Origin of the sequence: Nostoc sp. JL31, from assembly GCF_017114965.1 — a bacterium.
Classification (GTDB): Bacteria; Cyanobacteriota; Cyanobacteriia; order Cyanobacteriales; family Nostocaceae; genus Nostoc; species Nostoc punctiforme_A.
Genome location: NZ_JABXKO010000034.1, coordinates 20,250 through 34,407, shown reverse-complemented (window position 1 = coordinate 34,407; position 14,158 = coordinate 20,250). Strand labels below are relative to the sequence as shown.

At 43.8% G+C, this 14,158-nt stretch carries 15 protein-coding genes; 11 read left to right on the top strand and 4 right to left on the bottom strand.

Translation table 11 applies throughout. The annotated features are described in order from the left end of the window. Positions 1-153 precede the first annotated feature (153 nt). Both HWQ43_RS06485 and HWQ43_RS06480 read left to right on the top strand, forming a co-directional pair. Entirely contained in the window at positions 154-1,560 is a 1,407-nt protein-coding gene (locus tag HWQ43_RS06485) for a family 2B encapsulin nanocompartment shell protein (RefSeq protein ID WP_292731412.1), read from the top strand. Between the two features lie 83 nt (positions 1,561-1,643). After that, positions 1,644-3,197, top strand: a complete 1,554-nt coding sequence (locus HWQ43_RS06480; protein WP_292731411.1) for an NAD(P)H-hydrate dehydratase — start codon at positions 1,644-1,646, stop codon at positions 3,195-3,197. Positions 3,198-3,250: 53 nt separating this feature from the next. On the opposite strand, the gene larC is transcribed toward HWQ43_RS06480, so the two are convergent. After that, the gene (larC, locus tag HWQ43_RS06475) at positions 3,251-4,537 is read right to left on the bottom strand and encodes a nickel pincer cofactor biosynthesis protein LarC (protein WP_292731409.1); all 1,287 of its coding nucleotides are present in this window, start codon (positions 4,535-4,537) and stop codon (positions 3,251-3,253) included. 136 nt (positions 4,538-4,673) lie between these two features. On the opposite strand from larC, the gene HWQ43_RS06470 reads away from it, so the two are divergent. The 5 genes from HWQ43_RS06470 to HWQ43_RS06450 all read left to right on the top strand — a co-directional run bounded on the left by HWQ43_RS06470 (position 4,674) and on the right by HWQ43_RS06450 (position 8,227). Further along, positions 4,674-5,333 carry an L-threonylcarbamoyladenylate synthase gene (locus HWQ43_RS06470; RefSeq protein ID WP_292731407.1) on the top strand — a complete coding sequence of 220 codons (660 nt, stop codon included), beginning with the start codon at positions 4,674-4,676 and terminating at the stop codon, positions 5,331-5,333. A gap of 405 nt (positions 5,334-5,738) precedes the next feature. Continuing rightward, positions 5,739-6,959: a HetZ-related protein gene (locus HWQ43_RS06465; protein WP_292731405.1), complete on the top strand. Its 1,221-nt coding sequence runs from the start codon at positions 5,739-5,741 to the stop codon at positions 6,957-6,959. A gap of 30 nt (positions 6,960-6,989) precedes the next feature. Beyond that, on the top strand, positions 6,990-7,211 hold the full coding sequence (locus tag HWQ43_RS06460; RefSeq protein WP_292731403.1) for an addiction module protein: 222 nt from the start codon (positions 6,990-6,992) through the stop codon (positions 7,209-7,211). Then, positions 7,204-7,503 carry a type II toxin-antitoxin system RelE/ParE family toxin gene (locus tag HWQ43_RS06455; protein WP_292731401.1) on the top strand — a complete coding sequence of 100 codons (300 nt, stop codon included), beginning with the start codon at positions 7,204-7,206 and terminating at the stop codon, positions 7,501-7,503. The genes HWQ43_RS06460 and HWQ43_RS06455 overlap by 8 nt, the downstream gene beginning before the upstream one ends. Positions 7,504-7,750: 247 nt before the next feature. After that, on the top strand, positions 7,751-8,227 hold the full coding sequence (locus tag HWQ43_RS06450) for a PD-(D/E)XK nuclease superfamily protein (protein WP_292731399.1): 477 nt from the start codon (positions 7,751-7,753) through the stop codon (positions 8,225-8,227). On the opposite strand, the gene HWQ43_RS06445 is transcribed toward HWQ43_RS06450, so the two are convergent. Beyond that, the gene (locus HWQ43_RS06445; RefSeq protein WP_292731398.1) at positions 8,224-9,060 is read right to left on the bottom strand and encodes a DNA adenine methylase; all 837 of its coding nucleotides are present in this window, start codon (positions 9,058-9,060) and stop codon (positions 8,224-8,226) included. The two genes, HWQ43_RS06450 and HWQ43_RS06445, sit on opposite strands and share 4 nt — an antisense overlap. A gap of 165 nt (positions 9,061-9,225) precedes the next feature. Here HWQ43_RS06445 and HWQ43_RS06440 point away from each other — a divergent pair, with 165 nt between their 5' ends. The 3 genes from HWQ43_RS06440 to HWQ43_RS06430 all read left to right on the top strand — a co-directional run bounded on the left by HWQ43_RS06440 (position 9,226) and on the right by HWQ43_RS06430 (position 11,340). Then, positions 9,226-9,432, top strand: a complete 207-nt coding sequence (locus tag HWQ43_RS06440; protein WP_292731396.1) for a DUF751 family protein — start codon at positions 9,226-9,228, stop codon at positions 9,430-9,432. 123 nt (positions 9,433-9,555) lie between these two features. Beyond that, complete coding sequence (gene rbfA, locus HWQ43_RS06435; RefSeq protein WP_099099512.1) at positions 9,556-9,975, top strand: 30S ribosome-binding factor RbfA; 420 nt, start codon at positions 9,556-9,558, stop codon at positions 9,973-9,975. Positions 9,976-11,103: 1,128 nt separating this feature from the next. After that, on the top strand, positions 11,104-11,340 hold the full coding sequence (locus tag HWQ43_RS06430) for a DUF4327 family protein (RefSeq protein ID WP_094347157.1): 237 nt from the start codon (positions 11,104-11,106) through the stop codon (positions 11,338-11,340). Positions 11,341-11,912: 572 nt separating this feature from the next. On the opposite strand, the gene HWQ43_RS06425 is transcribed toward HWQ43_RS06430, so the two are convergent. After that, a complete protein-coding gene (locus HWQ43_RS06425) occupies positions 11,913-12,266 on the bottom strand; it encodes a hypothetical protein (RefSeq protein WP_292731394.1) in 354 nt (117 codons plus the stop codon). Positions 12,267-12,535: 269 nt separating this feature from the next. Next, a complete protein-coding gene (locus HWQ43_RS06420; RefSeq protein ID WP_292731392.1) occupies positions 12,536-13,282 on the bottom strand; it encodes a 3-oxoacyl-ACP reductase family protein in 747 nt (248 codons plus the stop codon). A 90-nt stretch (positions 13,283-13,372) separates the two neighbouring features. Between HWQ43_RS06420 and HWQ43_RS06415 the strand changes: the two genes are divergently transcribed. Further along, positions 13,373-13,981: a TetR/AcrR family transcriptional regulator gene (locus HWQ43_RS06415; RefSeq protein WP_292731390.1), complete on the top strand. Its 609-nt coding sequence runs from the start codon at positions 13,373-13,375 to the stop codon at positions 13,979-13,981. Positions 13,982-14,158: the final 177 nt, after the last annotated feature.

The following is a 14,158-nucleotide window of genomic DNA, read 5'->3' as shown; positions in this document are numbered from 1 at the left end:
AGAGACGCGATAAATCGCCGTCTCTACAAGGATCAATCTTTTGTAGAGACGGCGATTTATCGCGTCTTTGGATCTAGAATTTTCATCAAAAAACCTTAACCGAACCGTATTGGCACTGAATGGCACTTTTATTAGTAACTAGAGGATGGGGTGATGACGGATTTTATTGAATCAAATTTAAATGTTGAGAGTGGACAACCTCAACTGAGTTTGAGTAAAGATGCTGCGCGTACTTTGTCCACGACCACCAAATCTGCACCGCAGACGCAGGAAATTACGTCGCGGTGGTTGTTGAAGATGTTGCCGTGGGTGCAGACGAAGGGTGGCACTTATCGGCTGAACCGTCGGTTGACCTATACGGTGGGTGATGGACGGTTAAGTTTCTCTAACACCGGAGCCGAGGTGCAGGTGATTCCCCAAGAACTTGGTGAGTTGCCCTTGCTGCGAGGATTTGAAGACACCGAGGTGCTGAGGGCGTTGGCAAGTCGGTTTGTTCAGCAGGAGTTCGCGCCTGGTGATATCGTAGTCCAGTCAGGTCAGCCAGCCAATCAGCTTTTCTTGATCGCACATGGCAAGGTAAACAAGATTGGTATTGGCAAGTATGACGAGCAGCCTCTATTGGATATGCTAGCTGACGGTGATTATTTTGGCGATCGCGTGTTAGTGGAGTCAGAAAGTAATTGGAAATTCACGGTCAAAGCTGTTACCCGATGCACGGTATTGGCGCTACCACAACAGGCATTTCGAGAACAGCTCAACCAGTCGCAGGCGTTGCAGGCTCAACTTGAGCAATTTAGGACTCGCGCAGAACTTCCACAAAACAAGTATGGAGAAGCTGCGATCGCGTTGTCAACCAGTCATAGCACAGAGACGACATTACCGGGAACATTTGTTGACTACGAACTTTCACCCCGCGAATATCAGTTAAGCATTGCTCAGACTATGTTGCGAGTAAGTACTCGTGTTGCGGATCTGTACAATCAACCATACAACCAGACGGAAGAACAATTGCGGTTGACGATTGAGGCATTGCGGGAACGTCAAGAATACGAGTTGATCAACAACCGCGAATTTGGATTGTTGCACAACGCCGACCTCAAACAGCGCATCTATACCCGCAGCGGCCCCCCCACTCCCGATGACCTTGATGAATTAGTCACCCGTCGGCGGAAGTCGAGGTTCTTCCTGGCTCATCCCCGGACTATTGCAGCCTTCGGTCGCCAGTGCAACCGTCGAGGCATTTATCCAGACACCATCGATATGGATGGGAGCAAAATAATCACCTGGCGCAATGTACCAATTCTTCCCTGTAACAAGATTCCGATTACCAAGAATCAGACCAGTTCTATCCTTATACTCCGCACTGGTGAGAAAGATCAGGGTGTGATTGGCTTACATCAAACTGGTATCCCGGACGAATACCAACCCAGTTTGTCTGTCCGATTCATGGGCATCAGCGAAAAAGCCATTATCTCTTACCTCGTCACCGCTTACTACTCCGCAGCTGTCCTCATCCCCGATGCACTCGGCATCCTTGAAGATGTGGAAATCGGTTTGTAACTTTTTTGAGTGGAATATGAGTCAATTTTGGTAGTCTCAAAATAAGAGTTAATACGAAACTCATAACTCACCACTCAAGACTAATGCAAGATAGGCAAGAACAAATTTCGCAAGTGGTAGTGACTGCTGGGCAGATGCGCGATATTGAAAAGCAAATCTTTGCAGCGGGAATGCCTGTAGTTGCTTTGATGGAAAAGGTGGCGGGATTAATTGCTCGTCGCATTCCAGAGATTCCTGCCAACACCCCTTTGTTAAAGGGATCTCGTGTGGGAATTCTTGTCGGTCCCGGTCATAATGGTGGCGATGCTTTAGTGGTAGCCCGTGAATTATACTTTCGCGGGTATAAGGTTTGGATTTATTCTCCTTTTTCTAAGCTTAAAGAATTAACTTCGCAGCACTTGCAATATGCCCAGAGTTTGGGCATTCCAATTTATCAAACAATTGAACAACTGCCAGATTCTGATTTGTTGATTGATGGCTTGTTTGGATTTGGTTTAGAAAGAAACCTGACCGATCCCATTGCCTCTGCAATTAATCAGCTAAATGAATTATCTATACCGATTTATAGTATCGATTTACCTTCAGGTTTACACACCGACACAGGCGAAGTATTGGGAACTGCCATTCGCGCCACTCACACATTTTGCTTAGGTTTATGGAAACTCGCTTTCTTCCAAGATCGAGCGTTGGAATATCTTGGTAAAGCTGAGTTAATCGATTTTGATATTCCTTTAGCTGATGTAGAAGCTGTTCTCAAAGATGAACCTAAAATTAAACTTATTACACGAGCAAAGGCACTTGCTACTTTACCTTTACGCCGTCCAGCAGTTACTCACAAATACAAAGAAGGACATTTACTGCTGATTTGCGGTTCGCGGCGCTATGCAGGTGGGGCAATTTTAACTGGTTTGGGTGCTAGGGCTAGTGGTGTAGGAATGCTTTCGATTGCCGTACCCGAATCCCTAAAACCTCTTTTGGTGTCACACTTACCAGAAGCGCTAATTGTCGGTTGCCCAGAGACGGAAAGTGGAGCGATAGCCCACCTACAACTACCAGAAAACACCAATCTAAGTTCTTTTAATGCGATCGCTTGTGGCCCTGGTTTAACACGAGATGCTACGCCCATTGTGCAAGAAGCGATCAACAGCGAACGCCCTTTGCTTCTCGATGCCGATGGTTTAAATATCTTGGCACAAATGGGAGCGATCGCCACATTAAAAAAACGCCAAGCAGTAACCGTACTCACGCCCCACACTGGCGAATTTGAGCGATTGTTTCCTGATGTCGCCGATGCCAAACACGACAGAGTGAAAGCAGTACAAGAAGCAGCCGCACAAAGTGAGGCAGTAGTATTGTTGAAAGGAGCAAGAACTGCGATCGCAAACCCTCAAGGTGCTGTTTGGATTGTTCCTGAAAGCACACCCGCCTTGGCGCGTGGCGGTAGCGGCGACGTGTTAACTGGACTACTGGGTGGCTTGTTGGCACAAGCAGCAACTAAACAGATTCCTGTAGAAGAGATAGTGGCAACTGCTGCATGGTGGCATTCCCAAGCAGGTATTCTAGCAGCCCAAGAGCGTACCGAGTTAGGTGTAGATGCGTTTACATTGACACAATATTTGATGAAAGCTCTAACTTAGTCAAATTCCTCGTTCCCAGTCGGAGACTGGGAACGAGGAATGAGGAATTGGGATCAGGTATTGACTAAATACCAATGCTGTAGAGCCAACCGCTGAATTTCGCGCCAGGGAATATTATGCTTTCGAGCTAAGTCTGCACAATCTTCATATTCTGGCTGCACATTTGCAATAACTTTTTCTGGTGATTGCCCTTTCCATGCTATCTTGACACGCACTTTGCCATATTCCGTTTCCACTTCTTGAATTTCCCGTTGTAAAATGGCGCGTTGCTGAGTTGTTCGCCGAATGCCTAAAGTTGTAGTTTCACGGAATATGACGGCTTCACAACTGAGTAAATTTTCTGGATGACAAATCACAGTTAGCAAAATCCCCGGACGGGACTTTTTCATACCGATCGCTTGGGTAAAAACATCCAGCGCACCAGCCGCAAACAACGCCTCAAACGCATAGCCAATCGCTTGTGGACTTAAATCATCAATTTGGGTTTCTAATACCGAGATGGTTTCCAAATTTGAGCTAGTTTCTTCATAATCACTGAAATTTGACTGTAAACTTGTGCTTTCACCCAACCAGAGGCGTAAAATATTGGGAATGGGTAAATTTATGGTTCCTGCTCCCAATCCTATCTGCTTGATAGCGATCGCAGGTGGTGAACCAAAATCTCTTGCCAAAGTAGTGGCGATCGCGGCTCCTGTTGGTGTTACTAATTCTCTGTCAATGCCATTACTATAAACTGGACAACCCCGCATTTCCCACAGCTTTAATACCGCTGGAACTGGTACTGCCATCTGACCATGTGCAGCCCGAACAGTGCCGCCACCAGTCGGAAACGCCGAGCAGTAAAGTAGGGGCAATCCTTCCTGATTGCTCTCAATCCCCAACCAATCCAACCCCAGGCAAGTACCCACAATATCTACGATCGCATCTATAGCACCCACCTCATGAAAATGAACTTTTTCAGGCGAAATGCCATGCACCGCCCCTTCTGCCACCGCTAGCTGCCGAAATACCGCCAAACTCCAAGCTTCTGCCCGTGATGGCAACCCCGCTTTGAGAATCATCTGCTCTATTTCTGGCAAATGGCGTGTGTGATCGTGACTGTGTTCGCCATCGTGGTGATGGTGATGATGGTGATCGTGTACTAAATCCACATGAACTTTAGTCGCCTGTTGACCATTCCGTTGGACAAGTTCTGCCCTTAACTGATATTCCTGTTCAATACCCAACCCATTCAGTTTTTCAATTAAATACTCCACAGGAACACCCAAACTTACCAAAGCACCCAGGCACATATCACCAGAAATTCCTGTCGGACATTGAAGATAAGCGATTTTATTCATAATAAATTTGTCATTAGTCATTAGTCATTAGTTATGGGGCATGGGGCATTGGGCATTGGTTATTCTCCTCTGCTTCCCCTGCTCCCCTACTCCCCCTGCTCCCCTACTCCCCTCCCCAATCCCCACTCACCGAGTTATGGCAAAAATTTTCCCAGTTCATCCGGATAATCCTCAAATTCGCCGAATAGAGGAAATAAAGTCGGCGCTCTCTAGTGGCGCAGTCATGCTTTACCCTACTGATACAGTCTATGCCATCGGTTGTGATTTGAATGCTAAGTCGGCGGTAGAACGAGTGCGGCAAATTAAACAGCTAGCAAACGATAAACCATTGACATTTTTATGTCCCTCGCTTTCAAATGTGGCAACTTATGCCTTCGTAAGTGACACAGCTTATCGGATTATGAAACGCCTGATTCCAGGGCCATACACGTTTTTGCTCCCAGCTACGAAGTTAGTACCGCGATTGGTGCAAAGCCCCAAGCGGAAAACTACTGGAATTAGAGTACCAAACCATACTGTATGTTTGGAGTTGCTGGCAGCATTGGGCAATCCGATTATTTCAACTTCAGCACATCTGCCACCAGATGAAGCAGATAATGGCATAGTTCGGATAGATCCAGAAATGATTCAGTCGCGGGTAGAGCTATTTGATCGTTTGGACAAGTTGGTAGACATAATTGTAGACACTGGTGAGGAACCTACTTATGAAGTATCTACCATCCTGGATATGACTGGAGAGGAAGCAGCAATTATACGGAGGGGTTTAGGTTGGGAAACAGCAGCCGCATGGGTATAAGAATTCCACTTCACAGGCGCACCTTTCCGTTTCGGAAATTGTGATAAAAATAACTCCAGTTTTAAAATTGTCATATTTAAAAGCGATGTCTAGGATGGGCTGTTTGGTGAAACAGTGGATATAAGAGGATGGGGGCAAAACTTGGCACAGTAAGGTATTTGACAACTTTAAGAAAATGGCAGGTACTCGTGTGCCAGCGTTAATATGGTGGCTTGTGAAGAAAACCGACACATTGCCAGAACTGTAACTCTTTCGTATTTCCTATAGTTTTGATATATGAGCTTTAGATGTGAGCATTATATACGGCAAGTCTTGATGGATGAATGCCTAAAGATTCACAAGCCTTGGACGGTCTTGATTGCTGTGTCTGCGTTGTAATTACGGTGCAATACTACTGGAAAAGTCATGAAAGCTAACGTCGTCAATCTACCAAACTCTACACCCATTTTTGAGAACCACGTTTCAACTGAAGAATTTTCAGATAGCAGCAGCGATCGCTTGATTCAATTGCTGTCTGAGGAAATGCAAGCGCAAGTGAAAGCAACACCCAAGTGTGTAGAAGCTTTAGCAAAGCGCATAGCCGTAGAAGTAGAACGCATTTGCGATAAAAGCTCCCGCATTCAAACATCTGGGGAAATCAAGTCCTGGCAGATGACGTTGGGAAGGCATCGGATGCAAAAGTGCTTACGTTACTACCAACTAGGCTCCAAACAAGGGCGGGTGGAATTACATAGCAATTTGGGTGCTATGGTTTACCGTCATGTAACTATGTCCGGCTCTGAGTTGGGCTTTGATGCTCGTTACAGCCTGATTGAAGATTTTTTACAAGCATTTTACATCGAAGCAATTAAAGCTTTCCGTAGAGAAAACGAACTACCAGAAAATCACACGCCGCGTACTCAGCTGCAATTAGCTGAATATATGGCCTTTACAGAGCAGTATGCCAAACGCCGGATCAATTTACCTGGTGGTGCAAATCAGCAATTGATTATCTTGCGCGCCCAAGGTTTTGCTCGTCGTCAGCCCCAAGAAACTACCGTGGATATTGAAATGGCGGTAGAGTCTGCTAAAGGTGAAGAAGCAGAATCTTACCAGCGTAACTCGGCGGTGCAACAGCTGCGATCGCAGATGATTGCTCAAACTAATTTCGATCCATCTGAAGAATCAGAACGCGATCGCGTCATCACTGAATTGATGAAATACCTGGAGTCTCAAGGTCAATCTGATTGTATGAACTACCTCAGCTTGAAACTTCAAGACCTTTCAGCCCCAGAAATTGACCAAATTCTCGGTTTAACCAGCCGTCAGCGCGATTATCTCCAACAACGATTTAAATACCACGTAGAGAAGTTTGCCAAGCAACACCACTGGCAATTAGTACATCAATGGTTAGGTGCGGGTTTAGAGCAAAAGTTGGGTTTATCTTCCCAGCAGTGGGAAATCTTTGTAAATCAACTCACAGAACAGCAACAGCAAATATTACAGTTAAAAACTGCACGGGAAAACGACGTTGCGATCGCCAAAGCTATCAAATGCACCCCCAAACAACTGCAAAAGCGCTGGACTCAACTTTTAGAAATAGCATGGTCTATCCGCAACGGTCATACTGAAGCCCAGACAGGCTAAAATAAAGGTGAATAAAATATAGAGAAGACCATGAACCCAGTATTTCCCGAACTCTCTAGTCTTTCGAGAGCGGAAAAACTTCAACTGGTAGAAGACTTATGGGATGAAATTGCCGCTACACCAGCAGCACTCCCAGTTTTAGATTGGCAGAAACAAGAGCTAGCCCGTCGCAAAGCCGAATATCTGCAAAATCCAGCTATTGGCAACAGTTGGGAAGATATAAAAGCCAGAATCTATCAACGGCATGGCTAGAAACTTAACTATCCTTACAGCCGCAGAATTGGACATTATTGAAGCTTATGACTGGTACGAGGGGCGCGAATTAGGGTTAGGCGCTGAGTTCCTACGCTGTATTGATGCCTGCCTGAATTTAATTCAGCGTCACCCCAACACATACCAGATTGTTCATGAAACCTATCGCCGCGCTACAATTAGGCGTTTTCCCTACGTCGTTTTTTACGAGTTTAATGAACAGAAGATTATTATCTACGCTGTTTTCCACTGTTCCCAAGACCCAGAAAAATGGGGGAGTCGCTTGCAATAGTTGCTCTTTGAGACTAAAGATAAATCCATTATTTTAACTATTACCTGAATTAGTAACTCGTTCCTAATCCAAATTATTAATACATTTGTATTTGTTTAGTACAAAAATACCAATTAATTCAGATTTTTTACCGTATTAATCTAACCAGATTTAGCCAAAATCAAAAATTCATATTAAGCAACTGAACCTTTTTTACTGCTTCTGTGAAATCCTATAATAAGCGGGACTTTTGGCAGAGGGATTGAAGATGGCTCTGACTCAAGGCGGACGGGCAAATAAGTCCGGGAATATTTTAGAAGCAAATGTAGAAGCAATCTTGCATGGGTATAATTATTTCCAAGTAGGGAACTATGTCCAAAAAGAATTTATACTAAATGCTACTTTATTGCCAAAACGTTATGGCAAAGAAGTTTATATTGGAACTGGAATTTATCAGACCTATCTGAAGGTTGATTTTTATGTTGTCGGCTCATCTGCAATGCCATCTGGTTTAATTTTCGAGTGCAAATGGCAAGAAAGCCCCGGTTCGGTTGATGAAAAGTTTCCTTACTTAAACATGAATATTCAGCACTATTACCCAGCACCAACTATCGTAATTTTAGGCGGTGAAGGTATGCGAGAAGGCGCAAGCAAATGGTTGAAAGCAAGAGTTAATGATAACCATAATTTATTAGCAGTCTATAGCTTAGATAGATTCATTGCTTGGGCAAATAAAAATCTTTAAAAGAAAGATGTAATTAATAGCTCGTTAATAGCGCCTCTATTTTTTATATTTGAGTTAATTGAACGCGCTGCTTTAATTTTATGGGTTTCAAAATTGATATCAGTATAAATTTTTTGAATAAATTCACTATCAGAATTGCATACCATAACTTTGACACCACGACTTGCTAACTCTGCACAAGTATCTCTTAAAATTTCTTGGTCTTTTTTACTAAAACAATTTTGACTATAAGCAGTAAAATAGCTAGTATCACTGATAGGATGGTAAGGCGGATCAAAAAATACAAAGTCATCACTGCTAGTAGCATGATTTAGGACTTCTGTAAAATATGCTTGTTTAATTTCTGCATGGGAAAGTGCTTCGGAGGCTGCTTTTAGTAAAACCTCATCACAAATATTGGGATTGTCATATCTGCCTAATGGCACATTGAATTTTCCCTGTGAATTGACTCGATAAAGACCATTAAAACAAGTCTTATTAAGATAAATTAGACGAGCCGCTTTTTCTATATCAGTACCATTATAATTGTTTCTGACACTATAGTAATAATCTTTATCATGTCGGATTTTATGCTCTTTTAATAGATAAATTAATTCTTCTACACGATCTCTAACACAACAATAAGTGTTAATTAATTCGGCATTAATATCAGTTAAAATGGCTGCACTTGGTTGGAGATAGAAAAAAACAGCACCACCACCTAAAAATGGCTCATAGTAATTTTTATAACTCTTGGGAAAATAAGGAATATATTGCTGTATCAACCGACTTTTACCCCCTGCCCACTTCAAAAATGGACGCGGGCTAGTTTCCTTCGAGACTTGAATTACCATTTACTTACAATTTAACTGAAAATAATTATGACTAAATAAAGCCAATATAACCGACAAGCCAAATTTTAGATTAACTGGCTAATTTTCCAGCCGCATATATTACAATTGAGTAGATAAAGCATATCAAAACAAACGTAAGTATATAACAAGGCAGTTTACATTCAGATGTTTGACGGATTTTGGGATAACGTCTTTCGCTACCCCCGATACTTAATTACGATCGTCTTAGGCTTGTTTCTAAACACCTTTGCGCCATTAATGCCATTGTTGAAACGCCCTATCACCTTGATCGCTATCTTGGGTTTATTTGTGAGCAGCCTAGTCTTTCTTACTCTTACCCTACGGGCAATGCTGGGCTTGAGTACAATCTAGACTAGCGTTATATCGGGGCTATGCCCCACAGACGGTTACTCTTGGCGTTGCTCGCGCTGAGTACTGTCTACCGAACTTGCATCTATTTTTGTCGTACAACCTCTGTGATGAGGCGAAATTTTTATGGCTACAAATCGTCGGGTTTCCCGCGTTGCTGAACTGATCAAACGGGAAGTTAGCCAAATGCTACTCAACGGAATTAAAGATGACCGTGTGGGTACTGGAATGGTCAGTGTGACTGATGTTGATGTTTCCGGCGATCTCCAACACGCCAAAATCTACGTCAGCATCTATGGTACAGATGAAGCTAAGGTAGAAACAATGGCAGGCTTAAAGTCGGCTACAGGTTATGTCCGCAGCGAACTTGGGGCGCGGGTACGCCTACGTCGTACACCAGAGGTGATATTTCTCGAAGATCGCTCTATAGAACGCGGTAATAAAGTATTGGCACTACTAAACCAACTTAACCACGATCGCCCGCCAGAAAATCTGGTAGCAGTAGAAGACAGCACTGTTCAAAATGATGAAGAATTCTCCGAATAAGTAACTAAAACAACAATGTAACTTCAGAACAATTAATCTCAGCAAATCCGCCAAACAGTTTACAGACGTGACTAGATCGCGTCTGTTTTAATGTGAACATAACCCAATTCAGCAAGACACTTCTCTTCTTGTAGGCGAAACAAGGTTTAAACATTCTTCCTTGCTAAAACTCCATTCTTTTATGGGTGGAATATTCACTAATTCTGAAATTCTGATTCCTGTTTATCGCAAATCAAAGGGTTTAAGACCCCAAAAATACAGGTAGCGCCAGTTTCAATCGGGGTTTAAATCCCCGTCTGAAAATGTCTTTAATTTTGAATTTTGTTAGCGCAGCGTAAAGCCTTCTCTTCTCCCAAAGGGAGACGCTACGCGAACGAGAGGCTTCTCTTTTAGAGACGCTAACGCGAACGCCAACGGCATGGCAACTCTTAGAGACGCTAGCGCGAACGCTTAGAGCGAGTCCGCGTTCGCGCAGCGTCTCGTAGAGAGCGTCATTTTGAATTTTGAATTGTTAAGTGTGTCCTGATTACGAATTAGAGTATTACTCGACCCTTTTACAGATGTTTTTCAAAACAAAACTGGATGGTGTTAGTGCTGAAATTAACTAATAAATTACAGGCTTACTTAAGAAATTGTTAACAGATGCTATGGTTAAAGCCTTCGTAGTATACTTTGTCCGTTATGTTTTGCAACAGTTTATACCCTAGTAACTGACAAATATTATTGTGTTGTTTACCTTAGATGAATACCCGCAGTTATAAATCCAGCTTTTAAGGTGATTATTTGATATGTAAGCGATAGCAATATAAACTCTTCCCACCTACCAAATCTTGCCTAAATACAGTAATGGCAAGACTTTCATACTTGTGGCATCAAAACCATACAGCTACATAAGCAGGTTAAGTTAACTACTTGGAATTTTTTTTGTAAAGCGGATTTTCGAAAAATGTCAGGATTCGTTGACTTTCTTAACATTTCTTGAGATAATTTCAGGAGATGTAGCGTCAAAATAAAAATAGTTCCGTATAGCAAACTACAAAATCCTAGCCACAAGTCTAATTTCTGTAATGTTTGTTCCTAATTATTAACGGGAACACTATCGTAAGTGTTAATTTGTGAGTAAAAAACATGAGTGTGAATACGGTGCCTTCTATCAATTACTACTCTCTAGATGTGATTCAAGACGAAGCACGCCGACTGGTGCAAAAGGGAATGGTTAGCCGACAACAGCCAATATATAGCCTCTGCCAATACATTCCAGCGAGAGAGTGGGTTTGCGTTGAATGTGAATTAGAAAAATGTGACTTTTTGTTACGCGATCGCATTGGCGACCTAATTGGTCGCGAACAGTGGGACAACGACTAATCAATGTTTGATTTCCGGTTTGGGATTGGGAGCTTGTTTTTGATGTGTAGATGTCACCATCAACGATTCAAGGCTCAATCTGGGGGATAATCTCTAATTTTGAATGAGCATTGCCCTATACAGAATCTTGCGTTTTTGATTAACTACAGAAGCATTTGAGTCTGAATTTATACAACTTTTCAAGTTAAAGAAGGCATCAAAACCATTTGTTCCGTACATCTGGTGTCACGACTTGAGCTTAGTCTGTAGATTCTGCGAAGTTCCTACATCGATCCGACAGAAGTGTAGGAACTTCACTTTTGACTAGCAATTTATTGCATCGCTTTCCTCAAGCAAGTGATAACCTGCTTCCTGTGCAAAACCAAAATCCGTCTAGAAAAGTTTGCTAAGTCGGGCTAACCGACACCAGTTGCAACTACAAAGGGAAGCTCCGCCAGCAACTGGCTCAACCTCCACAAAATCCAAAATTTGTATAGTATTTTTTCAGAAAAAATCTCGGTAAGCATAAAAAATCATCTTGATATTTCCACCCCTAATAGGTGGTTCCCTCTCCTACCTCCTTTACTTGACTATTATCCTACTTGCTCTAAATATTGATTAATGTCTTCAATGATGCGAGTAAGTTCAGCTTCAGTAGTCAAGCGAATGTTGACATTGCGGACAGTCAGCAAAACTTTGGCTGCGAAGGGCGTTGGCCAGATATTAGGATTACAAAAAACTTCTAAAAATACTTCACCCGTATAACGATATTCCAGGGGAGGCTGGGGAGTGACTCTACCACCGCCAGGAGTGGGTTTAGCGGCGATCGCTTTTAGGCGTTCCATCAGTTGATCCGTCGCTGTCTTTAATTCTTGTGCTGCTTGGGGTGAAAAACTGAAGGAGACTGAACCTTCAATTAAGTTCAAGGTTAGAGGAATTGAAGACATATTTTTTTATTAAAACTTCTTGATAAGTCCTTATATTACCGGAAGAAGGGGTCTGAATCCTACTCTGATAGTTCTCGGTGTCTTCTTCAAAGACCATTAGTACCGCTTGGCGTAATTCGTTAGTCTGTCAAGACAAGTATTTTTTCCTGGGTAAATAAGTTTGTAGTAAGGACTTTAGTCCTTGTGTTAAGCACTGAAGTGCTTACTACGTAGCAGGTTCTCATCAGTTTGCAATCACAGTATTACCTGGTCGTTCTGTTACCGCCGAATCAGGCTGCGAAGCCGCCATCAATTTTCAGACTCGCACCAGTGACGAAACCGGTTTCTGCACTGGCGAGATAGGAAACCATGTCGGCTACTTCTTCACTCCGACCATAGCGCTGGAGGGCAATCATACTTCTCATGGTGTCGGCGAAGGAACCCTCCGCTGGGTTCATGTCGGTATCCACCGGGCCGGGTTGGATATTATTTACTGTGATCCCACGAGGTCCGAGATCGCGGGCCAGACCGCGCGTAAAACTAGCGATCGCACCCTTGGTCAAAGCATAGACGGAACCACCAGCAAATGGCATGATGTCACTATTGACGCTGCCAATCATAATAATCCGTCCCCCCTCGCCGATATGGCGGACAGCCTCTTGAGTTGCCACAAACACGCCCTTAATATTAACCGCGATGATTCGGTCAAAATCATCTAGTGAGAACTCGTCGATAGTGGCCAAGGTGGCGATCCCCGCATTGTTCACGAGGATATCGAGACGACCAAAGGTTTTCACAGTCTCGGTGACAGCATTTTTCACCGCTTCAGCATTGGCACTGTCGGCGTGGATAGCCAAGGCTCGCCCACCTGCTGTTTCGATCGCAAGCACCACCTCATCAGCTTTTTGCGGCGAACTAGTGTAGGTGAGGGCAACAGCTGCCCCATCCTGTGCGAGACGTTTAGCGATCGCTGCCCCCAAACCGCGTGAGCCACCTGTTACCAATGCCACCTTACCTGTAAGTTTTTTGTTGCTCATAGTATTCTTTTGTCGTTAAAGTTTTGTATCGTCTGGTATAGATATAAAGCATGGGGGTAAGCCTGTCAAGAAATTATTATACTGATGAGTATGAAACAGGAAAAAACCACTGCGGCCATAGGCCGACCCCGCGAGTTCGATACCGATGACGCGCTCAATCTTGCAATGTATGTGTTCTGGCGCAAGGGCTATCTAGGCACATCCCTCTCGGATCTAACTGAGGCTATGGGCATTAATCGTCCTAGCCTTTACGCCGCTTTTGGTAATAAGGAATCTCTATTCCGCAAAGTGCTGGATCGCTATGCCGACGGGCCATCAGCTTATCTTCGTGAAGCTCTCAAAGAGCCAACTGCGCGCCAGGTCGCTGAGAGGATGATGCACGGGGTCGTTGACTTAGGAACCGATCCACGTAATCCACCCGGATGTCTCTGGGTTCATGGCACGCTTTCATGCGGAGATCCAGCCGATCCGATCCGGCAGGAATTGTCCGCACGCCGAGAATCGAGTGAAGCTTCTCTGCGTAAGCGTTTCGAGCAAGCGATTTCGGAGGGGGATTTACCAGCCGATTCAGATCCAGCAGTTCTCGCTCGCTTTGTTGTGACGGTCAATTGTGGAATATCAGTTCTGGCGGCAACCGGAGCTACCCGAACAGAACTCCTGCAGGTTGTGGAGACAGCGTTGCAAGCGTGGCCGCAGTAAAGATAGTGCCTATTTGGTATCACATGGACATCTGAGGTGGAAACTGTCAGATTGCGCTCCTCAAATTTTGACAATTTTCTGAATAAACCATGAGCTTACTTGTCCTTATCAGGCAGTAAATAACACTCATTAAGCCGATCGGTAATTTAGAGTAAATACAGACCACTGATGGTCGGC